The sequence below is a fragment of the Xenorhabdus sp. SGI 60 genome (genome assembly GCF_056632175.1).
This window is the reverse complement of sequence record NZ_CP196860.1, coordinates 1,770,815-1,793,715: the sequence shown is the minus strand read 5'-3', so window position 1 is coordinate 1,793,715 and position 22,901 is coordinate 1,770,815. Positions and strand designations below refer to the sequence as shown.

Genomic DNA, 22,901 nt, shown 5'->3' with positions numbered 1-22,901 from the left:
CCCATTCGCACAGAGTGAAAATATAATTCCCTGTGCAAATAAGCGATTTAAGAATAGCGGTCACCGTGATAACAAATTAATTGGTTATCACAGATGAAATTAAATTCAGTTGATTTTATTTAATTTAAAAAACAATGCATTAATTCATCAATGTAATATGTTCACCTAATGTTTTCTTGGCTAATGGCCCTACCACCGGTTTTGGGCCATATTCAAAACCAATAATAGGTTTATCAGAAATAGGTGTATCGGAATAGAGCTTTTCCATACATTGTTGCCAGCGCACAGGGTACGATAATTGTTTAACTAATAAATCGATGAATTGCTCCCGATTATTTACTGGATAATAATCCGCTGTCACATTCGATAACACCGGAGCTTTCAGTGAATAAATTTCAACACGTTCAAGAAAGTCTTTAAATTTTCTGGCAATACTAGCCATTCTTTTCGAATGAAATGCACCATTAACCTGCAAAGGATGAAAAATACCTTTCGCTTTTAATACCTTTTCCTGAAATTGAGATAATTCAGATTGATCACCTGAAATAATAAATTGAGTGGGTGAATTAAAATTGGCTATGGTTAAATCATGCAATTCAGAATCCGCTAATAAAGATTCTACCTGCGCTAATTTAAGGCCAATAACGGCAGCCATCGCTCCTTCCGAGCACAGGGCCATACACCGGCCTCGTTCCTGAACAATCGATAACGCCGTTTCAAAACTAAAAGCCCCCGCCGCCAACAAAGCACAATATTCACCCAAACTATGGCCCACAAAGATGTCAGCGTTTGTCCCGGGTTTTTCCAGGTTGTCTAAGTAATGCAGAATGTTAATGACAAACAGAGCAGGCTGGGTGAATTCAGTTCTGTTAAGCACGTGGGGTTCACCTTCACATACCTGAACGAGTGAATATCCCAATACCTGTTGTGCGAGCCTCATGTGATATTCATATTTATCAAACAGGTTGCGTCCCATGCCTTGAAACTGGGCCCCCTGTCCGGGAAACATTGCGACAGTATATGTTTTCATCGTTCACATCCTGTTTTCTAAATGCAGTGGTTATCTTTTTTTCCTCAACTTATAAGTGAGTGACATTTCAATACATATACTCAACTCATTTGTTGGTAAATCGTCTTCCGGGTCTAAAACAATTGCCCGATTCTTTGAATAAGTCAGTTCAGGAAAAAGGGTTCTGAATGTATCAACCAGTGTGGTCTGGCAGTGAAAAAAGATAGCCACATGCGAATGACCGAAACGATCTAACCGGATGGTGGTTCCCGATCCCGTTTCAAGCGTCAGGTAGCTGGGTTGCCCCCATTTCAGAGTCTCAGTAATTGAACCTACGCCTTCCGTTTTTGCTGCGACGTCAAATATTAATTCTCTTATCGTTAATAATAATTTTTGATATCGTTCAGGATAATTATCAAATACTGAGTGAACTTCTTGATTCTGAAATTCTTTCATAAGATTGCTACCTTATTCGTTAATTTGTACGTTGTGGCTATCTCACACAACACGGTCTTTAGATTAAAAATAAACCTTATGATATTACGGTTTATGCATTTTATCCAAAAGACAGGTCAATTTTAGCAATCAATTTCCAACCCATCCCATCTCTTTATAAGAGACATACTTTTTACGTAATTCACTGTCAGGGACAACAACATCATTATCAGCCATTTTTTTCCCTTCCAGCGTCAGTCTTTCCATTCTTTGAGATTGAACAAATTCATAGAGCGGATTCTGATGTTGGTAAGGCATTTCAATCTTCCAGCGGGAAGCAATAGCAATGGATACAGGCGGTTGATTATTAATTGCATGCCACCACCACGGCGGATTAATTAACATATCCCCCGGCTCTAACGTAATTCTCAGTTTAGGTATTCGATTATAAAGCGGCTGATGTTCTTCTAAATATCTGACTGGTGCATTGTGTTTGACAAATGAACCCACAAAAATCCCTTTATTAAACATGGAACTATACATAGCCGCAGAATATTTAGGGTGAACAAATATCCACTCTTTACGACCATAAATATTCAGGAAGCAATTCAGCTCATTAGCACAATGGTAAACCGCACCAGTACCCGGGCCGCCGATGAAAAGCTGGGCAATTTTGTGATATGAGGCAAAATCACCTAAGAAGTTATCAATACGGTCAATACCAATTTGTTGATGCAGGATCGGGTATTTATTAAAGATATCGCTTAAGTTTTCAAGATAGGCTCGGCTGATGTCTCCCTTTAATACACCATTGATATAATCACGTAGCGAGGTTCCATCTTCTTCAAACAGTTTTTCTGTTGTCGAATACCATAGTTGAAAATCGCCGAAGTTATCCCGGAAATACTCAGGTGTCCAAAGCTGACCACAAGGGAAAGAGGAGGCAAACCCTTTAATGACAATAGGACGAATATCTTCCGCATAGATCTGCGCCAGTTTCTGCCAGGTCAGTTCTCCTGGCTCATAGGTTTCTATTTCTGAATAGCCGGATTCTAAAGCCGGTAATGCAAATGCCATATTTTGTTCAGCTTGCTTCAACTCGTTCTGAAACAAATCCGGCTTTGAAAAAAAGTTTCTTAAGAAAAAGATGCGTTCATATTCCAGACGTTCTTTTTCAGGCAGATCCACATAATCATAATTTGAATATGATGTTGTCATGATACTTTCTCCTCAAGTATGGAGTGAATAAAGTTAGCTGACTTATTAACGCTCTGATACGGTAAAATATCTTGTACAGAGAGGTGGGTCAGAAATTGTTTATTTATATTCACCACTATTTTTGCCAACGTAATTGACTCCAAACCATAGCTTGAAAATAAAGCATCCTGATCTAACTCATCGGCTGCCATATACATCGCAGTCATCACTTCACTGCTGAGAAAATCTTTAATTTCTTCTAACTTCGTCATATCAGAGTCTCGCTTCAGGAAGTTGAGATATGATTTCTTTATACAACGGGAGTATTTCATCGACTGATTTATCTATTCCCGAGACGGCCAGAAAGTGATTTGTCGATTCATATAACGACATTAATTTCGATACAATATCGACATTCTGATCATCCAGAATGCTGACCTGCATTTTATTTTCAGAGCATGACAAACCGAACATCACGGCTTTTGCCATCATCTCTTTTAGTGCATTTATGACTGAATCTTCAATTTTATCCATAACTTATATTCTCCACAGTTATTTATTGCATAATCATATGCCCTTCTGAATCATTTTATTTTTCATTCAGTCCGGCATTTTCCCTCGTTGGCACAATATAAAGCGGTGATGAGTGATCGAACGGATATTTCGGCCAGAAACACCGTTTATTCATGGGGGGGTTGATCGCTTCATCACCGCTTTTTTTCGTTAACCACCTATGTAATGTTTCAGGCAATGCTGTCTGCATGACATCATCCTGACCGTTCACAGAGGTCTGTAATTCATCTACTCTCTGCCCTGCCAAAAATGCCGCCAATTTATCAAGCAGTTCCTCATAACTGCTGACTTTCACCACCAATCGCACATCTAAATGTTTACGATAAAACCGTAATGTCGATATTAGCTGAGGTAATGGTGTGATATGACGATACTGGTGAATCTGTTCTATGACTGAATTCACATACCGTTTTAATGACTCAATATTATTGGCCGACAGACAGAACCAATGTTCTTGTTTTTTATCTTCAATCATTCGATTTTCAGCATGATCGGTAACCGGTTCTAAAAGAACAAATGCTGAAACGCCGCCTAATCCATATGAGAGTAAACCCACTAATCCTTCAGGCTGATTAAAGGGCTGACGGGTATTTTTGATGTGTAGCCGGTTGCTATCAATATTTTCACTCAACTCATGTAATTCAGAAATACCCGGTATTTGTTGATGTTTCATCGCTAGTATTGTCCGTACAAATCCTGCAATACCGGAACAGACCTCAAGATGCCCCACGTTCGACTTCATTGAACTGACCACACAGGAGGCACGTGCTGACTGTGATAAAAACGCGGCAATGGCATCGGCTTCACTGAGATCACCGACATGAGATGCAATACCATGCGCTTCAACATATTGCAGTTTTTCGATATCCGCCTGTGCCGCTCTAAACGCGCTTTCCATGACATTCATATGGGTAGAAGCGTTTGGTGCAGTAAAGGAATCTCCCTGTCCTCCGTGCCAGCTTGCTGCACTTTTTACGTTGGCCAAGACTTCGTCGCCATCCGCCACCGCTAATTTCAGATTTTTTAGCAGGATACAGCCAACCCCTTCACTACGAACAAACCCGTGCGCATCTTTATCAAAAGGCTTAACTATACCGTCCACACTCAGCAGGTTTCTTTTCTGCAATGCGGTAAAACGAGAAGGTAATAAGTTGATTTGCGCAGCGGCAACAACCGCTTGATCCACAACGCCTGAATTGATTAATGCTTTCGCTTTTTCGACAGCGGAATAAACACTCGCACAAGCAACGTTCAGCGTTTCACTTGGCCCTTTGAAATCAAACAAATGGGATAACCGATTGGCAGACAAATAAGGTGTTGATGCGCCCACTGAGAACTCATCGATTGATGAATCAAATTCAGCGATTACTGCGTAATCATTCGCATCAATACAAACAAAAACCGCCGTCTTTCGTTGGTTAAATTGTTCAGGTGAATAACCCGCATCAGTGATGGCAGACCAGACACTTTCTATCAGCGTTCTATGCTGGGGATCCATCAACATGGCTTCCCGGCGGGATAGGCTAAAAAATTTATAGTCGAAGGCCAGACTGTCCTTCATGAAATATCCCTGTATCTTTTCTCTTTCGATGTTTCTGGTTAATTCATCCGGTAACATCTGCCAGCGTGATTCAGGGTAAATTTCAGGCATCAGGATTTTCTGGCTGAACAATGGCCACGCATCACGCCAGTGTTCAGCGCCACACAGACGTAAATCAATGCCAATGACTCCCACATCCTTTTTATCCACATCTATTTGTGACGATGTATGAAGTTCAGGCTTCTTCTGTAGACGATCGTCGTCATTATGCGGTTTTTCAGCGTATTGACTCAGATATTCTGCCAAAGCATGTATGCTAGGGTTTTGCGCCAAAACTACGCTGTTTATCGTCAACCCCGTTAACTGACTGAGTTCCCGCGAAATCCCCTGCACCGCAATAGAATCAATCCCCATATCAGAAAAACGTGTTTTGAAATCCCTATTTTCTGGCTGTAACCCGGTTATCTCCGTAATAACCGACAAAATGGCGGGAACCCAATCTTGCCTGTCTTTTAATTTTAATTGATGTACAGGCCGACGATTAAGCACTTCATCGATTTTCTTCCCCGTTCCCGCCACAACACAGAGTTCTGCGGGCTGATGAATCAGCGCGTGATTAAAAATTCGGATGCCATCATTGGTTAACAAAGGATCTGTACCCGTCGTTTCCTGTAACATGGACAAGGCTGATTGATTGATTCTCATGCCGCCATCCAACCAGTAAGGCCAGTAAATCACCGTCGTTCGCCCGGCTCGCAACCCTACCGATTGTTTCTTATTGCGGTTATGCGCAAACGCGGTGAGGTAATGATTTGCAGCAGCATAATCCGTTTGCCCGGGGTTTCCGAACAGCGCCGTTATTGAGGAGAACACAATAAATTGTTTAACAGGAAGTGAAGCGGTAAGTTCATCCAACAATTGACACCCAATGACCTTACTTTCAACAATGTTTCTGACATGTTGTTCCGTCTTTAAAAACATACTGCGATCATCAATACTTCCTGCACTGTGTATGATGAGATCGATGTTTTTATATTGTGTGACGATGTGTTCAATGGCAGCGGTGAGTGCCTGACGATCACAACAATTCGCCTGAATATATTCAATCGTGCCTTTTTCTGATGTTTTATAATCCGCAGGCAGTTCAGCGCACTTTCGACGACCCATGATCACAACATTTGCATCAAACGTATTGGCTAAATATTTGGCAAATACTTGCCCGAGACCGCCGGTGCCTCCGCTGATTAATACAGTCGGTTTAAAACCCAAGAGCGTTTCACGGTGTTGTATTGATTGTTGTGCTGCTTCTACCGGAAATACACTGACGTGATAATGTAAAGCTTCTAATAGGAGAGCCTGTGATCCTTTTTCATCATGATTTAAACGCTGGCAGAAAGAACCCGATACTGGCATTTGAAACAGTTTTAAGCATTGTTCTATATGTTGTGAAACCATAACATGGTGGAATTGATACCAACCACAAGGCAAACCGAATTCTTTTTCAAGTGATAGTGCATGTGCATAAAGTGTATTTGCCCAGATGTTTTCTCGGTCAGATAATAATATCCATGAGCCGGGTCTGGTTAATTCGATGGCTCTGATAAATTGTCCTAGAAAATGTAAATACCAGTTAATCCAATCACTCCCTGACGCATCATTGGGTAATTTGGGCAGTTCAAAATATCGCTCAGGTGAAACCTGTTTTCTCAATACTGAAGATTGCTTTTCATCCAGCATAGAAAAAATAATAGGTGCTCTGTTTTTTTCATGATTTAACTCATCATATGAGGAGGTAATAGAAGAAAATAATGGTTCAATCTGGTACAGGTCAGTAACGTTATTCTGTTTTTTATCCCTGATGATTTTATTTTCAACTATTTCATTTTGTTTCGTTTTAAGCTCATCAGGAAAATAGGTATTGTGCTGAAAAGGATAAGGCGGAACGTAAGTAATACGGTCATTTCCTGCCGAAAATAAATCTCTCAGGCTATCCTGTTCTCCACTCAGCCAAGCAGTCACTCTTTCATATTCTGGATATTCGCTGACAGGGAGTTTTTCAGCCGCTAATCCATTGGCAAAAGAGATCATTTTCCCCAATAACTCTTGCCGGGTGTGATAGATAAAAGCGACACGGTGTGGCAGATTTGTTCTTCTGGCTAAGGTGTAAGCACAATCACTTACTGAGGCGGTAAGTGTGTTTTGAAGAAACGTAGAAATCAACAAAGCATAGTCTCTTAATGCCTTATCTGAGGATGCTGAAAATGCAAACACATGTGTAGCCGGTTCAGGCTTAAAGACCTTTCGATCCTGATATTCAGCAATAATTGCATGAGCATTGACACCACCAAACCCAAAACTACTGACACCAAAGCGCCGTGCTTCTCCTTCTGCTGGCTGCCAGTCACACTCTTCCGTAAGTATATGGAAGGGGCTTTCCTCCAAAGCAATTTTTGGGTTTAATTCAGTGAAATTCAGCATCGGTAACAGGCGTTTTTTCTGAATAGAAAGCAAGCCCTTAATCAAACCTACCATGCCTGAAGCCGACTCAAGATGTCCAACATTCGCTTTAGAACCCGATAATGCACAATAAGCGGTGCCTAATGTTTCTCCACATTCTTTAGCATGGGCACGGAATGCACGTTTTAAACCGTTAACCTCAATAGGATCTCCTTTTGGGGTTCCCGTACCGTGAGATTCAATGTAGGAAATTGAATTGGCAGAAATATTGGCTTTCTGAAGCGCTTTTTTTATTACATTCGCCTGAGCATAAGCATTGGGGGAAGTGATCGTCGTAACACTCCCACCATGATTGACAGCTACTGCATCAATCACACCATAAATCCGATCATTATCCGCTAATGCTTTTTCAAGCGGTTTTATCAGGATCATGCCTGCCCCTTCTCCGCGAACATAGCCATCCGCTTGTTTATCAAACGTTTTTAAACTTCCGGTTCTGGACAACATCCCTGCCTGGGAAAAGGCTACAAAGTAAGTGTGGCTAAATAGGTAACTTACTCCCCCGACAAAAGCCGCTTCACAATCACCCGCCTGAATAGATTGCAAGGCGTAAGAAAGCGCCACCAAAGAACTTGAGCATGCGGTATCAATAGGAACACTGGGACCTTTTAGATCCAAATAGAAGGAGATTCTATTGGGAATTAGCGTAGTATAAGTTCCGGTTGAAAGATGCCCTTGAATATTCGTTATGGATTTTTCCAGCCGTTCTTTATAATCAAAGTTACACACTCCCAGAAAAACACCAATATCAGCAGATTTCACATCAGAAACGCCATATCCCGCATCTTCTAAACATTCAATCGCTAATTCCAAAGAGATGCGCTGCTGGGGATCCATTAACTCCGCTTCACGAGGCGTAATATTAAAATAAGGTGCATCAAAACGGTCAAAATTTTCCACTAAGCCCGCCCAACGACTTGTAGATTTATTTTTTTCAGAATGTGGCGAGTAATATTGACTAACAGACCATCTGGATTCAGGTATTTCAACAATCGCTGACTTTTTTTCTTGATATAATTTCCAAAATGCTTCTTGGTTATAACACCCAGGGAAACGGCAAGATATCCCCACAATAGCAATTTTTTCTCTGTCGTGCATGCGCGTATCCCTCTCTCTTTAACTTTTTCTCTCTCAAATATAAAAAGCCATCTATCTATAGGAGACTATAAGCTCTATTTAAAATAAAAACGCTCAAAAGTGAGCATATTATAAAATTATTTATACCCAGCTGATAAATTAAAATTTTGGTTAAAATTCATGAATCCAATAATTATATTTTTTTGTATACCTTTACTTTTTATTATTGGTTAATGTGGTTTGTCGTTACTATCACAAAACAGAAGATATGAAAGAGCATGGAAAAGAAAATTGCAGGCATTCAAGATAGTTATAATATTTTTATTAAAAATACTTTTTTTTTAAAAAGGTTAAATCGAAAAATGTTATAGCATTCCAAATCAGAAAAGTGTACGACAAAGTGATAGAAGCTTTCATTCAAAAGGAATGTTATTTTTAATAATCAATCTAACCAGTTAAATAATATACTTTATTATTCCATTAAATACTCTTCAATCCTTTTTTTATCAACAATTAGAAAACGTTCTTTGGACTCCTTAATAATCCCTAGCTTAATTAAGTTACTCATAAAATACCCAACTCGAGAGCGGGTTGTACCTATCATATAAGATAAATCTTGATAAGAAACTTTGTTTTTAATTGAAGATATATTCTCACTATTAACTTCTGAAGACATTCTCATTAATGTATAGGCTAATCTTTTCTCACTATTAAAAATAACAAAGCTAGAAATGGTTCTTTGATGTTCCATAATTTTATTTGCCATGTAAATGATAAAATCATACAAAATATCTTTTCCTTTCATTTCTTCTAAAAACGAAGTAAAATTAATTTTTTTTATGATACAGCCCATTAACGCTGTTGCTGTTTCTGGAATAATATCCCCAGAGAATCCACTTTCACCAAAAAAATCACCTTCTTTATAAAAACCAATATTACATATCCTCCCATCTTTTGTTTGAGTAGAAATTCTCACACATCCTTTTTCTATAAAATAGAAGCTTCCTCGCCCCCCACTAACATATATACACTCTCCCTTGTTAAACTTTATATTCTTAACATACATGCCATTTTTATAAATAAAGTCAATAATGCTATCATTGAAACTTTTAGCACTGCTACACATTAGTATCACCCCATTATTTTCATAAGGAAAACATGAGTAATTAAAATTATTGTAATATGTTATTGTAACCAATAAAACAAACCCAGTGGATTAGTTTAGTAAAAAAATAATTTCACATTTAATCCTTTGGCAATAAATAAAAACTCATGCCTTCCTTACTGTTATTTTAATTAATTCGTTATTTTTGAAAAAATAGCTATAAATATAAAAACCCTTAATCTTTACTTAACTTTCTTATAAAGGTAATTTGTATGGTCAGGATAAGATGCTCAATATTGAGCATCTTATCCTGACCATGAGTTAGTTTTTTCATTCAGAATGTTACTAAAAATAAATGCCGTCTAGAAGTAACCCTTCACCAGCTCCCTATTGGCACAAAAGTGTGACGCGTATCTCTTGATCCGCTTTTGCCTGTCACTTGATCCTGCCAGTCCGGTAATTTCTCCGTTCATGAAAAAAAACAGTTTACCGCCGAGCCACCTGAGCTGAACAACATCAGTGAAACCAACGTACTTATCCGCGAACGCTGGGCCAAATTCCGTGAATACGAAGATCGGCTAGCGCAGAAGCAGGATTCGCGTAATTCATCGCGCTCTCCGTCCAGCGATACGCCTCAGGCCAGGGCTAAACGACAAAAGTTAAAAGCCCTCATCGCACAAATCCGGCTGGTGCTCAGCCAATTCACCGCCATCAGATCTTTGCGTTGGGTCTGGCGGTCATGCACCCAATAATTAGATGTTGTGGTCAGATCCCCGTTTTTTATGGTAGGTGAGATATGGCGAAAGACATGGAAAAGGCAGCAGTAGTCATCAGCGTTATCACTGCTATGCCTGCCATAAAACCTTTCAATTAAATTACACCTATCAAGCCTGCAACCCCGGAGTAAAAGCACAGATCGTTGATATGGTGATAAATAATGGGGGTATCAGAGACATCCTCGAACTCTAAAGGTCAGCATCAACACGGTACTCCGAACATTAAAAAGCTCGAGCCCAGACAGGTGACCACACTCCCGTTCACGGGAAACGACATCGACATTATCTGTGAAGTTGATGAACAATGGTCGTTTGTCGGTAACAAGAAAAACCCACGTTGGCTCTGGTATGCTTGGGATTCTGAACGAAAGACTGTTATCGCGCATGTATTTGGTGACCGTAGTAAAAAAACGCTGAACAAACTGTTAGCGCTACTGGCACCTTTTAAAATCCAGTTTTACTGTACCGATAATTATGTGGTTTATGACTGCCTTCCTGAGGAGGAGCCCCTCAGAGGAAAGAAATTTACCCAGCGTATTGAGAGAACCAATCTGACTCTGCGTACCCACATCAAAAGGCTTAATCGGAAAACAATAGGCTATTCCAAATTCGAAGAGATGCACGACAAAGTCATCGGAACGTTCATTGAGCGAGAAAACTATCTGGCCGGATGATCTAATTTTTGGAAGCATGACCCCGAAACCAAGGAACGTTACAACCAGTGCCAGAATATCAATTGTGGTACAACGTTTGTCAGCCATGAAACCTTTGTCCGTCGGGTGGCTAAATCCAACTTGATTGAATTCGCCCAGCCTCACCCTACGGATGGACAGCAAACGGCGTTGTGCTTCGATAATTTTTAGTCTAAAGCCCTCGGATATCAAGAGGGCTATTCCTCACCTTCCTGCTTACTGATGCAAATTTATAGATTTGCTGATTTCATTTTTCAATGCAAAAAATATTTTTCTAAAAAGGAGGAAGGGCAATCCAATGTTATTGGATAAAAAACCAGTGGTGCCAAGGTGCTGCCAATTTCGAAATTTCATGCAATCGCAGAAAAAAAGCCACCGTAAAGGTGGCCTTTTTATTCCCTAACTTTCTGTTTTACCAGTAAGTTTTTATTTGGTGCGGGGGGACTGGTAAATATATATAACTTATTGAATATGCATTATTTATTTTTATATGTCACTTTTATGCCCCTATTAATGCCCCCAAGATTTTCTCTTTCTTATGTTACATATCTTACTGATTTTAATTACTTTATTTGTTTTATCATTATGTTAAAGAAAAGCAAATATGAAGTTCAAAAATGATCACATTAAGATGCCGTTTTATTCTCATAGCCTTATATTGAAAGTTATTATTTTTATGAGATTTATCACAAAATTAACATCATTCACTTATCATAACCCTTGGCTTGAGAATCCAAATACTCAAGATACTGTTTACGTTTCTGATACTCCAAATTCAAAGTATATTGTGCCATGTATTCATAATCTGGTGTTTCATCTTCTGCAACAGGGAGCATGATTTTATCTCTTGATATGCGCTTGTCGTTAATTTCACGATTAAAGTTGTATTTCTCCGACAATCTTCTGGTCTGATTAGCAATAAATAGATAAACAAATTTATTAAAATCAAAACGTTGAAAGCTGGTAACATGGTCGCTAGCCACAAAACAATATGGATGATAAAAACTGGATCCAACACTACCGCTATTAGCGATAGTCAAACAGTTTGAAAATATACGAACACCCGTCTCATTTCCTATAAAGTTATCAATGCCATTGCTTAATGCTGTTGATGAGATATAGGGATGTTCTCCATCAATTTGATTGGTCTTTGTCAAACGTTTTCCACGCTGAATGGCTCCAAAAATATCTTTAAGAAAGAATTCACGCCATTCTTTATCCTCAAGTCCATCAATCTCTTTATATTCAAGCTTTGCCAATTCCTTACGACAATACTCAAGGTATTCAGTTTTTTTATTATTTATCAATTCATTAACATGTTTCTCCATGAATGGATAGTCCGGCTTACCGTTTTCGGCGATGGGAAGCATTATTTTTTGGCGTTTTAATCTTCCCGTTCCCATTTTGTATCCGTAGTTGTATTTTTCACGCTGACAACTAATTTGGTTGGATAAGAACAAACCAACATATTCAGATTTGAATTTAGGACGTAATTTACGACAGTCGTTCGAGAAAAGGCCTTTATAAGGGTGGTAAAAGGAATATCCCACAGAGCCATTTCGATTAACTGAAAGACAGTTATCTTCTAATGTATTGTTTTTATTTCCTACAAAATGACCAACACCATTGTTTTTGGCTGTTGAAGATATGTAAGGTATGCTTCCAAAAAAACGTTCCGCATCGTAAATATCTTTACCTGAAACAATTTCAGCTATATCTTCAATAAAGAATTCATTCCACTCTTTATCTTCAGGCTTTAGAAGCATCATCTACCTCTTTGGAATCATTCGATTCAAACAAGTATCCTCGATTCTGCATAATCATTGAAAATTCAAAAGTCAGATAATCACTAATAGTCTTTTCAAATTCTGAATCAGTTGGTATTTCATCATTGAAGTAATAGAAGCTATGAAGCCATTCATCATCGGCTTCAACAGTGGTTTTTACGCAGAACTTGCTTTCGGCTTCAATACGATCAAACCAAACATCTAATAAATGCTGTTTTCTATCTTTTGCCTGCTCCGTTTCAATCAAACCAACATGAGGGCGTACTTTAAAACCATCTTCACGGAAATCAATAAACTTGCATTCTTTATTAACAGGGTGGGGTTCTCCTGCGGTAAAAATAGCAATACAAGGCATGGTTCCCACTCCATAGAAGGTGTCTTTATTGAGCGTAATGACGCCTTCTAGGGTATGTTTTTTGAATATGTTTGCCTTGATAGCTTGCTCTTCTTTGGTTTTACCCGTAACGGAAGACTGAGGAATAATGACAATCACACTCCCATCTTTGACCAAAGAATCAAGCAGGTGTTCAGTAAAAGCAATCTCATAAAGATCAGGGTTTTTCTTTGAACCCTGTGAATATGGTGGATTCATCATCCCGACTGTAGCGCCTTTTAATTGAAGCTTGTTTGGATCTTCGTTCAAGAAGTTATGATTAATCAGGTTACTTTTACCGTCACCCCGCAAAATCATATTTGTAGTAGCAATGGTGAACATATAGGGCTGCAATTCAAAACCATGTAGTTGTTTTTGACGAATATTTTTTCTTGTATTTTCACTGTCAGTTTGAGCCAGCATGTGGTGCATAGCAGCAATTAGAAAGCCTGCTGTACCTGCACATGGGTCTAACACGACATCATATGGTTGAATATCTACCAAATCGCAAAATAGATCGGTAATATGCTTGGGCGTTAAAACAATCCCAAGTGTTTGACCATCACCACCAGAATAAGACATAAATTCACCGTAAAAACGGCCCAAATAATCTTCTGACGAACTGGTATACTTGATGCTTTTGTAAATTTTATAGTGCAGAAATTCGGTGAAATGTTTCAGAGGTGTTTTATTGAGAGTAGTATTAATTTCATTAAGAATGTGTGTATCTTTAATGATAGAGAACTGATTTAAGATTTTGTCACGTTTAACATCTGGGGCGACTTTTGAACGTTTTAAATTTTTTTCAATAGCGTTATAAATCTTATCGCCATCTATATCAATACTATCGCCGGTTAAATGGGACACATCAAAACCACCAAATTCTTCTTCTCGTAGTGCCAGCAGAATTCCCGAAACGATAAGGGGCTTATCAATATCTTTTAAGTTACCATAATTACGTAAATCTTCATGAAGTTCAGCAGCATCCTTTAGAATTTCAGCCAGTTCTTTTTCTTGATCAGTATTTTCTTGCAGAATCTCTCTGATGTAATATTCGAGAATATTATTCTCATTGAATGAGATAAAAGATTCGACTTCCGATAGCTCTCGGTAATACTCGGTTTCATCAATAAAGTAAGGAGTGATTTTGTGTTTTTTTTCATCGCCTGAAATGCCAAAAGCAATGATTTTTTTGTAGGATGTGTTTTGGGCTAAATGGCGGCCATAGAACAAGGCTCCGTTCACAGCAAAGTCTTTAACGTTTTTCGGATCAAGACTTATTAGGCCTTTCGCATTTAGTTTTACGTGTTTGGATATATCCGCTTTATTCTCTATAACAAGAATAAAATCTTTAACAACACCAACAAATTCAGGAAAACCAACTTTTCCAGACCCGTTTTTGGAAGCGGTTTTCAAAGCGCTGTTAATCTCAAGTATTGTGCTTCCCTGAGCATCGTGTTTAATTCCAGCTTCTTTTAGTAAACCATGAACCCATAAATCTGTTTGCGCTTCTCTTTTCGCCACTTTCCACTCTCCATTCCGTTTTAAGAAATGATAGTAGAGGATTTTCAGATTTCAATTTTATGGCTATTCTGGTTACTTTATAATAAATAATGTGATTATTTACCACAATAAATGATGGGATTAAGCCTAATTTTCGGAGGAACTGTTTATTATCACTTAAAGCAAAAAAGCCGTGAGGGTTAAAAATGGTCAAATTCGGCTGCAATTTCGCGCCCAGGGCTTAACATAAAAATTAGGTCACGTATTCAATTTGTTGTTTCTCATGTATACTCCTCACTTTTTCAGGAAATCAGATGGCAACGGTAGAAGTGAAATGTCGATTTTGTCAACAAACCGAATCGGTAAGAAAACATGGCACGGGTCAAGGTGAACGTCAGCGTTATCGTTGCCTGTCTTGTCGCCGTACTTTTCAGCTTGAATATGCTTATCGTGCTTGCCGGACGGGCATAAAAGAACAAGTTGTGGATCTTGCCATGAATAATGCCGGTATCCGTGACACTGCACGGGCACTACATATCAGTATTAATGCTGTCGTTCGCACTTTAAAAAATTGTCCCCACGATGTGTAACCACATTACCGCTGGAACAGGTGGAAATTGAGCTCATCTGTGAAGTCGATGAGATGTGGTCATTTGTTGGGAATAAAAAGCAACAACGTTGGTTATGGTATGCTTGGGAGCCTCGTCTGAAGCGTATTATTGCCCATACTTTCGGCCGACGAAGCAAAAAGACGTTGAAGAAACTGCTCAAAAAATTATCGCACTTTAACGTCGCTTTTTGGTGTACCGATAAATTCAAGGCTTACATCTTGTTGCCCACGGATAAACACCTCATCGGAAAAAGTTTTACGCAGCGTATTGAACGTGAAAACCTCACCCTTAGAAACCGAATTAAGCGGCTGAATCGTAAAACATTAGGCTATTCAAAATCACCGGAAATGCATGACAAAGTCATCGGGACTTTTATCGAAAGAGAATATTATATTTAAGACCAATCAACATTTTGAATACGTGACCAGTATTTTCATTTAGCTGATTTTAATATCTGTTTCATTGCTATCTGTTTGAGTAAGTATTATTTGTGGTAGTGTTTTTTTAGGAGGTTTATTGTAATGTTGTTTATTTAGCTCACTGTCAGGGAATGGTGCTGGAATCGATTTTATATGCGGGATGTTATTATCCACCTTCAAATCACCATCGAATTTTTTAAATACTTTAACGAGATGCTCGACTTTTAGATGAGTTGAGTTGAAATACATAGCCGCTCCTTTATAACTTTAAATCGCCAAAAATAGAGAAATAAAGGAACAAAAGGCTATGTCACAGCAAGATTTTATCATTTGGGTGTTTTGTTGGGTAGACGATAATTTAACGGCGTTACAGCAAGGCACACGATTACGAAGCCGGGGCCCCCCACCTAAGATGAGCGATGCCGAAGTCATCACGATGGAAGTGATTGGTGAATTCTTAGGGTTTTCAACAGATAAAGGGATTTGGAAATACTTTTTTGACCACTGGCGCGAGTGGTTTCCGGGACTGGGCTCACGCGCCAATTTTGCTAAACAGGCGGCGAATCTTTGGGTTGTCAAACAAAAGCTGCAAGAGCAGCTGGCGACGTTATTGGGCGCGCTCGACAGACCGGTGCATATTATCGACGGATTTCCCCTGCCCGTCTGTGGATTCAAAAGAGCGAAAGGCAGCGCCAACTTTAAAGGGCAAGCGGATTATGGATATTGTGCCGCCAAGAACGAAACATACTACGGCTTTAAGGGGCATCTGATGATAGATGAAACCGGCGTAGTCACGGGGCTCACGTTAACACCTGCGAGCGTCAGTGAGCGTGAAGCGGCCTGGGATTTGGTCGCGCCAATCACTGGCTATTTACTCGGTGACAAAGGCTATTTAGGCACTGAATTTAAACAAGAAATGAAGAGAGCTGATATTGAAATGATCACGCCAGTGCGAGCCAATATGGATGATCCTGTTCCCAAAGAGATAAGAAAATGCATCAATGCCAAACGACGTCTTATTGAAACGGTGATTGGCCAACTCGCCGGACAATTTGCTATCGAGAAGTGCTGGGCGCGGGATATGTGGCATCTGAGCAATCGAATCGCCAGAAAGCTGCTTTCTCACACATTGGGTATTTTTGCCAACTTTAAACAAGGTAAAAAACAACGCGACTGGCTTCAACAAACGCTCGTTATTGGGTGTTAAAGTTGAGCATCGCGTTAATATAGGTGCCACAACCACGAATAAAACGATAGGAGTGAGCCACACCCGCTGGGATAAAAACACTGGCTGGGCTATGTAGATGACGAATATCACCCCCAAGATCGACTTCCACCTCTAGGCCGATATAGTCCTGACCATCTCCTAAAAACAAGAATACGGAGTCACAATTATGAGTATGGCTATCAACATGACCTGTCTCTGCAGACTCATCAGCGCCTATCATCGAAAATTGGCGGGCAATAAAATAGTAGGGAGACCCATCTACCAATCGTTTATCCAACATCACAAAGCGTTTTCCTGGGCCGTGGCGGTGATACTTCAGTTCTGTTGAAGATTTTTCCAACGGAACCAGAAAAAGCTCTTGTTCTTGTAAGGGAGTAAAATGCTCCAGAGAAATGTGTCCCTTGATGAGTTTTGGATCAAAAATGCTGTAAGCAGCACTGTCTTTCTGCATAGCAAGTTGGTGTAAGCGGGCAACATGCACAAAAGCATTTTTACCTACAACCGGTTGCATTGGAGACATGGGTATTCGGCTATACGCTTCTACCAATTCAGAGAGTGCCAAAATTCGGGAAATATCAAAACGATTTTGTTCAAAACGTGTAGCAAGCAGCGTAATCAATTGGAAAGTATCAGTGATACCTGCACGTTCACCTATGCCATTGCAACTCGTAGAGATCCATTCAACTCCCGCTTCAATTGCTTTTAGCGTGTTAGCTAGCGCTAGTCCTCTGTCGTTATGAACATGATATTCCAAAACAATATCAGGAAACTCATAGTGTAATAGCGATAACACATCAAAAGTTTCATCGGGTAGTAGAATACCTACACTATCAGCGAAACAAATACGATTAGCACCTGCTTCACGAGCAGTTATAACCATACTGACCAAGTCAGGGACTGCAGTACGCCCGGCATCCTCAATGGTTGCCCTGACTAACAGCCCTTGTTCACGGGCATATCGGATAGAAGAACCAAACATGGTTAACAATTCTTCGCGGCTCTTACCTTTAAACTTCGTTGCCATTGAAATTTCATTAATAGAGGCGAACAATCCAACCCAATGAGCCCCAGTTTGTAACACGGCATCGATATCTTCCAAGCGAGCTCTGGCATGAGCTAACACTGGCACAGGTGAGGTTGCTACCACAGCTTGCACACGTTCTGCTTCTTTCGACGAAATAAAAGGATGTCCACACTCAATCGTATCTACCCCTAACTCCGCTATTTCTCGGGAAAGTAGTACCGACTGTTCAGTAGTAAAGCAACACTGGCGGGTTTGCATGCCTTCTCTCAAGGTGCAATCAATAATACGTATCATGTAGGGTGCTCCATACTTCTTACTAAAGTTTCAAAACAAGGAGCAGCCTGAAAATCCATAATTTTTGGTGCATGATTAAATTGTCGAGCAAAGCGTGCCAGAAAAGTCACCATTTTCATTGAATGATTTAATAGTTCCTTGAGGGATTCATCAATATTGTCTTCTGAAATATCTCTATCAGGGAAAATAATTCTTAGATTATCAATTACCCATACTTTCATATTTGCCTCACATTAGTTTTTGATATTCGATCTCTTCAACAAACACTATCGGCATACCTATACGCAATTGACCGCTGATATTCATGTAACTGCCATGTGGGGTTTTTGCAGGCCACACCAATATGTCTCCTGCTTGGAGTGATACATCCTTTAGTTCTTCCTGAGAAATTTGGTTTTTTTCGAGGTCGATGCACTTAAACATGGGATAATTTAGATCGAACTCGTGCGGGTAAACCACATCAGTATCGGGCAGATAAAACATACCTCCGTTCTCTTTAAATGCGGGGGTCAAAGCTACCCAGAATGTCCAAGCGGTATTAAAGGGTTTTTCCCACAATGCAATGTCCTGATGTAGAGGTATAAACGATTCATCAGCATGACGTTTAATAAAGGCTGCATGACGTAACAAACGAGGGTTATCGAGGTACTGACTTACAATTTTCGTCAGACCAGAACCATAACTCCATGCCTGCCAGAACTGCGGGTCATGATTAGAGATATTGCGGATTTTTTTTGCATAACGCAGTTTATCATCACCAATATCGAACTCTGGCTCTAGCCCTGCAGATGGAGAATCGGATTGTGCAAGAATCCAATCCAGAGCCAGTTTTTGAAAATCAAGTGAAATTGCCTGCCTATGAAATATCATGAAAAGGTAACCTCTTGAATTAATCGGATAAGGTAAGAAATTACGCTACTCTCTTTCATCACCTCGTGATGACATAACGAGACATCGAATTGGTGTATGTGCTTGATCAATAAATGCCAGTCAGTGTTTACGTTGATATTATTTCGAGTGCAGCGTATCCACCATGCTTGTTGCAAGGTTGGTTTTGGTTGCCATTGGCTGAATAGGCTAATGTTATTTAGAATGACAGGTAACTTTATTTCATTAAGCTCCTGCATCAAGGAAAGCCAGTTTTGTATATCTGTTGTTAGCCAGCGCTGGTACTGTTCGTCGACAGGCATTTCACGCAACGAAGACGAAGGCAAATGGCTGTCCACCATAACTAAGCGGGCAGTAGGAAAATTGCGTTGGCAGAGTTCGTATCCCAGAGCACCACCGAACGAATAGCCAATGATCCAAGTCGGCTTATATTTCAATCCATCAGCGATAAGATCAGCCAGTTCAGAAAGATCTTCTTTCATAGCTAATGTGTGATAATTAACGCTTTCCACCTGTTCAGGCAGATGGGAAAGCAGGGACTGAAAACAACTGGGATGTCCGATGAAATCAGGAAGCAAAAGTATCATCAGGTCAGCTCCTCCACCAAGGCACTGTGTAAAGCGTTGCTAAATGTTTCTCCCCAGCGGGTTGTCAGCTTAACGTGCCAGAATCCTGGTTCTCCATGAGTGACGGTTATGGTGATAGGCTTCCTGCTACGAAATTCAGGATGATGCTGAAACCCTTCCATTACTATTGGTGTATCTATGAAATTGATCATCACGATAGCATCACGATAATTGAGCTCACACAGAGAAGTAATTTCCTCCTGAGGTAGCTGTGCGTGCTCTAGCCACGACAAACGTAGCTGGTCAAACTCCGTGACTTCATAGCGAGCATCCAGCAGTATCGGTAACAGATTGACATAACATCCACTGCTCGTATTTCGCCCTATACGACGCAAAGTAACCGGGGTTACTGCTAACTGAGGACCATTAATATTCAGCTTAACCAATGTCCGTGAGAGCGACAGAATCATACGGGTAAACATTTGTGGTTCATCGTGCAATGTGACGCTCATAAATGAACTCTCGGGTAACAACTCCCGTGTCGGAGGCATGGTCAGAGTGCTGAAAAGCGTTTTTTGATTGCGCCAGAAAGTTTGCAGTCGTTCTCGGTGTACTGTGATTTGTTGTTCTAGAACCCAAATTTGTTGAATAAAATCCAGATCCGGCTCTGGCCATGCAGCTGTCTTTAACCAAACTTGTACCTGAGAAAGTAATGTCTGAACAAAGTCGGCATCCGCAATCAAGTGATGCAGCCATATTCCCCACCGCATATCCTTACCGCAACGTGCATATACGATTCGCAGCATTCCTCTTTTAAACACAGAGTGAGAGTGCTGTAATTGTTCGCGAATAAAAGCCTGAGCATCTGCATACTGCACAGATTCTTGATATTCAGGTTCGGCATTATATGGTGAGGTAAAAAGGCGTAAGTCGAGTCCACTATCCCCCCACTCCACTGCACTATTGAGAAGTGGAAAGGTTCTATATAAACCTTCGATCAAGTTTTTTAGTTTGGAAGGTTCTAGAGGGATCGAGTCTGGTGCCAGGTAAAACAATCCGAATTGTGAACAATCACCGGAAATAATCTCACTCAGTACCATTGCATTAAGCCAGCAAGGAAGTGGCAAAGTGCAGGAGCTATCACTATAAGAGGTAAGCAGCTGTTCTTTTCCTTGCTGTAGCCAGAAACGTTCCTCTTGATCTAACTGTTGCCACTGACCATAAATAACCAGCCGATTACCAAATGGTAAGCAATAAATTTGCCGCTGAGATAACTTCTCAAAGATTTCATTCATAGTACCAGAACCCCCTCAGGAACAGGATTCTGTAATGTATTGACATCAATTCCCTTGCGGGTTAACAAGGAAGCAAAATCAGCAAGAGTCGCATGCTGATAAAGTTCCTGGAGGGAAAGTGCCACATCAGAATAGTATTGATAACAAGTAGCCAGTACGCGCAAAGCATGTAATGAATTACCATCTGATTCAAAAAAATTGTGTGTTGAAGAAGTAACTGGATAGCCCAGCAATTCTGACCACCAGATGGCACAGGCTGCTTCTTGCTGGCTCATTTCCATAGTTGATGATTGTGATTGTAATGCTTGCCATTGCAAAAAAAGCGCTTGACGATCCACTTTTCCATGCTGAGTCAAAGGTAGTGAACGGACACAAAACCAAGAGGACGGGCGTTCCCAAGAAGGAAATTTCAGCATAGCTTGACGAGCTGGACGATCATCTTCTGCTTGTAGTACGGCTATCAGCTGTTTACTACCATGATATTGCTGCACCAATAATGAACAATCTTCTACTCCCGGAATATTGCGCAGTCTATTTTCTATTTCACTTAAATTAATGCGGTAGCCATTAATTTTTATTTGACTGTCCGCTCGACCAATAAAATGTAGATTTCCCTCTTCGTCATAATATGCAAGATCGCCTGTACGATAAGCTCGTTGGGATATTCCCTGCCAAGTGACGGTGACAAAGGCTTGTGCTGTACGTTCTGGTTCACCGAAATATCCCAATGCTACTCCCTCCCCAATAGCATATATTTCACCACTGACACCGGGGGCAGTTATGTCTTCACCTTGCAAATCGCAAAGTAATACCTGCGTGCCGTTGATTGCTTGTCCAATAGGAATATCATGCCCCGTTAAATCCTTAGCCCGAATTATGTGGCAACAAGTAAACGTGGTGTTCTCAGTTGGACCATAGCCATTTACAAAATTGATTTTGGGATGGACAGTAACGGCTTTACGTACATGAGAAACTGATAAAATATCTCCACCAGTTAGTACAGTATGTAATCCATGTAGACATTGAATATCAGTATCAACGAGAGCATTAAAAAGGGCTGTAGTCAGCCACAACGTATTGACGCCATAATAATGAATAGCTTTTTGTAGAGCCTGTGGGGTCAGTATTTTTCCTTGATGGATGATACAAGTGCCGCCATTGAGCAATGCTCCCCAGATTTCCAGAGTAGCAGCATCGAAAGATAAAGGGGAATGAAATAGAAATACTGGACGAGAGTCAAAGTCGAGAAATGTTTGTTGGCGACAAAGACGGATAATACCAGCGTGAGTACAGACAATTGCTTTTGGTTTACCCGTACTGCCGGATGAAAAATTAACATAAGCCGCCTGATGAGTTGGTACATCGGGGAAAGTACTTGAAACAAAGCAACTATCGCTCTTAATTCTTACAGAAAACAATGTAATACCGTTAGGTATATTTGTAGGGTAACTACCTATGGAATAGAGCATTATATGGCAATCTAGTCGACTAAGTTGCTGTTCAAGCCAAGTTTTTGGTTGATTTAAATCAACATAGACATAGTAATTTCCGGAAAGGACGATTGCCAATAAAGCAACAATAGTTCTGACATTATGAGGACCTGCGACAGCAATACACTTCCCTTTACCTTGCTGGATATTCGCCAAATGCACGCAGAGCTGGCTTGCCGCAGCATATAGCTGCGAATAGCTTAAGGATTCTGTTTCGTCAATAACAGCCTGTGAGTTCCCATAAAGATCAACAATATGGGATATTATAAAATTTATTGATTTATAATTATCCATTTTCCCAGTAACAATATAGTTCAATCTTTTTAGCCTGGAAAAAATATTAATAAAAACTAAAGAGACAATCCATACAATAAGAGCTGGTTAATTAAACAAATTTTAAATAAATGTTATTATTTTTGTTAACAATATGTTATTTAAATGATTTTATACGTACATAGAGAATGCTATTAGCTGCATAAATTTGGAACTGCAGTGGCACAAA

19 protein-coding genes and 2 pseudogenes are annotated in these 22,901 nt (G+C 40.0%); 5 read left to right on the top strand and 16 right to left on the bottom strand.

Annotation, left to right across the window (positions count from 1 at the left end):
* Positions 1-139: 139 nt before the first annotated feature.
* From ACSJJG_RS08745 to ACSJJG_RS08715, 7 genes are all read right to left on the bottom strand, one after another.
* The gene (locus tag ACSJJG_RS08745) at positions 140-1,030 is read right to left on the bottom strand and encodes an ACP S-malonyltransferase (RefSeq protein WP_481089094.1); all 891 of its coding nucleotides are present in this window, start codon (positions 1,028-1,030) and stop codon (positions 140-142) included.
* A 30-nt stretch (positions 1,031-1,060) separates the two neighbouring features.
* Entirely contained in the window at positions 1,061-1,465 is a 405-nt protein-coding gene (locus ACSJJG_RS08740) for a DUF1801 domain-containing protein (RefSeq protein ID WP_481089093.1), read from the bottom strand.
* 129 nt (positions 1,466-1,594) lie between these two features.
* Positions 1,595-2,662, bottom strand: coding sequence for a cupin-like domain-containing protein (locus tag ACSJJG_RS08735; RefSeq protein WP_481089092.1), 1,068 nt, complete (start codon positions 2,660-2,662; stop codon positions 1,595-1,597).
* On the bottom strand, positions 2,659-2,913 hold the full coding sequence (locus ACSJJG_RS08730; RefSeq protein ID WP_481089091.1) for an acyl carrier protein: 255 nt from the start codon (positions 2,911-2,913) through the stop codon (positions 2,659-2,661). Before ACSJJG_RS08730 ends, ACSJJG_RS08735 begins: the two co-directional genes overlap by 4 nt.
* A 1-nt stretch (position 2,914) precedes the next feature.
* The gene (locus ACSJJG_RS08725; RefSeq protein WP_481089090.1) at positions 2,915-3,175 is read right to left on the bottom strand and encodes a hypothetical protein; all 261 of its coding nucleotides are present in this window, start codon (positions 3,173-3,175) and stop codon (positions 2,915-2,917) included.
* 55 nt (positions 3,176-3,230) lie between these two features.
* Positions 3,231-8,369 (bottom strand): SDR family NAD(P)-dependent oxidoreductase, encoded by a 5,139-nt coding sequence (locus ACSJJG_RS08720; RefSeq protein ID WP_481089089.1) that lies wholly within the window; start codon positions 8,367-8,369, stop codon positions 3,231-3,233.
* Positions 8,370-8,820: 451 nt separating this feature from the next.
* Positions 8,821-9,474: a Crp/Fnr family transcriptional regulator gene (locus tag ACSJJG_RS08715; protein WP_481089088.1), complete on the bottom strand. Its 654-nt coding sequence runs from the start codon at positions 9,472-9,474 to the stop codon at positions 8,821-8,823.
* Positions 9,475-9,959: 485 nt separating this feature from the next.
* Here ACSJJG_RS08715 and ACSJJG_RS08710 point away from each other — a divergent pair, with 485 nt between their 5' ends.
* The 3 genes and pseudogenes from ACSJJG_RS08710 to ACSJJG_RS08700 form a co-directional block, all read left to right on the top strand.
* Positions 9,960-10,205 carry a DUF6444 domain-containing protein gene (locus ACSJJG_RS08710; protein ID WP_481090410.1) on the top strand — a complete coding sequence of 82 codons (246 nt, stop codon included), beginning with the start codon at positions 9,960-9,962 and terminating at the stop codon, positions 10,203-10,205.
* 37 nt (positions 10,206-10,242) lie between these two features.
* Positions 10,243-10,903, top strand: a pseudogene (locus ACSJJG_RS08705) (IS1 family transposase).
* Positions 10,904-10,930: 27 nt separating this feature from the next.
* A pseudogene (locus tag ACSJJG_RS08700) lies at positions 10,931-11,092 on the top strand (ogr/Delta-like zinc finger family protein); the annotation flags it as partial.
* A 533-nt stretch (positions 11,093-11,625) separates the two neighbouring features.
* Here the strand turns inward: ACSJJG_RS08700 and ACSJJG_RS08695 are convergent.
* The gene (locus tag ACSJJG_RS08695) at positions 11,626-12,690 is read right to left on the bottom strand and encodes a restriction endonuclease subunit S (protein WP_189759028.1); all 1,065 of its coding nucleotides are present in this window, start codon (positions 12,688-12,690) and stop codon (positions 11,626-11,628) included.
* The gene (locus ACSJJG_RS08690) at positions 12,671-14,605 is read right to left on the bottom strand and encodes an HsdM family class I SAM-dependent methyltransferase (RefSeq protein WP_189759029.1); all 1,935 of its coding nucleotides are present in this window, start codon (positions 14,603-14,605) and stop codon (positions 12,671-12,673) included. The genes ACSJJG_RS08695 and ACSJJG_RS08690 overlap by 20 nt, the downstream gene beginning before the upstream one ends.
* 293 nt (positions 14,606-14,898) lie before the next feature.
* Between ACSJJG_RS08690 and ACSJJG_RS08685 the strand changes: the two genes are divergently transcribed.
* A protein-coding gene (locus tag ACSJJG_RS08685; protein WP_282885640.1) for an IS1 family transposase occupies positions 14,899-15,593 on the top strand; the annotation gives its coding sequence in 2 pieces (ribosomal slippage) (positions 14,899-15,148 and positions 15,148-15,593; 696 coding nt in all).
* A gap of 39 nt (positions 15,594-15,632) precedes the next feature.
* Here ACSJJG_RS08685 and ACSJJG_RS08680 read toward each other — a convergent pair.
* A complete protein-coding gene (locus ACSJJG_RS08680) occupies positions 15,633-15,863 on the bottom strand; it encodes a hypothetical protein (RefSeq protein ID WP_481089087.1) in 231 nt (76 codons plus the stop codon).
* 58 nt (positions 15,864-15,921) lie between these two features.
* Here ACSJJG_RS08680 and ACSJJG_RS08675 point away from each other — a divergent pair, with 58 nt between their 5' ends.
* Complete coding sequence (locus tag ACSJJG_RS08675) at positions 15,922-16,821, top strand: IS982 family transposase (protein WP_481089086.1); 900 nt, start codon at positions 15,922-15,924, stop codon at positions 16,819-16,821.
* Here ACSJJG_RS08675 and ACSJJG_RS08670 read toward each other — a convergent pair.
* The 6 genes from ACSJJG_RS08670 to ACSJJG_RS08645 are packed head-to-tail and all read right to left on the bottom strand — an operon-like array spanning position 16,808 to position 22,717.
* Positions 16,808-18,160 (bottom strand): hypothetical protein, encoded by a 1,353-nt coding sequence (locus ACSJJG_RS08670; protein ID WP_481089085.1) that lies wholly within the window; start codon positions 18,158-18,160, stop codon positions 16,808-16,810. The two genes, ACSJJG_RS08675 and ACSJJG_RS08670, sit on opposite strands and share 14 nt — an antisense overlap.
* Positions 18,157-18,381 carry a hypothetical protein gene (locus tag ACSJJG_RS08665; RefSeq protein WP_481089084.1) on the bottom strand — a complete coding sequence of 75 codons (225 nt, stop codon included), beginning with the start codon at positions 18,379-18,381 and terminating at the stop codon, positions 18,157-18,159. The genes ACSJJG_RS08670 and ACSJJG_RS08665 overlap by 4 nt, the downstream gene beginning before the upstream one ends.
* 7 nt (positions 18,382-18,388) lie before the next feature.
* Entirely contained in the window at positions 18,389-19,030 is a 642-nt protein-coding gene (locus ACSJJG_RS08660; RefSeq protein ID WP_481089083.1) for a phytanoyl-CoA dioxygenase family protein, read from the bottom strand.
* Positions 19,027-19,635 carry a thioesterase domain-containing protein gene (locus tag ACSJJG_RS08655; protein WP_481089082.1) on the bottom strand — a complete coding sequence of 203 codons (609 nt, stop codon included), beginning with the start codon at positions 19,633-19,635 and terminating at the stop codon, positions 19,027-19,029. The genes ACSJJG_RS08660 and ACSJJG_RS08655 overlap by 4 nt, the downstream gene beginning before the upstream one ends.
* Positions 19,635-20,909, bottom strand: coding sequence for a hypothetical protein (locus ACSJJG_RS08650; RefSeq protein ID WP_481089081.1), 1,275 nt, complete (start codon positions 20,907-20,909; stop codon positions 19,635-19,637). The genes ACSJJG_RS08655 and ACSJJG_RS08650 overlap by 1 nt, the downstream gene beginning before the upstream one ends.
* A complete protein-coding gene (locus ACSJJG_RS08645; protein WP_481089080.1) occupies positions 20,906-22,717 on the bottom strand; it encodes a non-ribosomal peptide synthetase in 1,812 nt (603 codons plus the stop codon). Before ACSJJG_RS08645 ends, ACSJJG_RS08650 begins: the two co-directional genes overlap by 4 nt.
* Between the last annotated feature and the right edge of the window lie 184 nt (positions 22,718-22,901).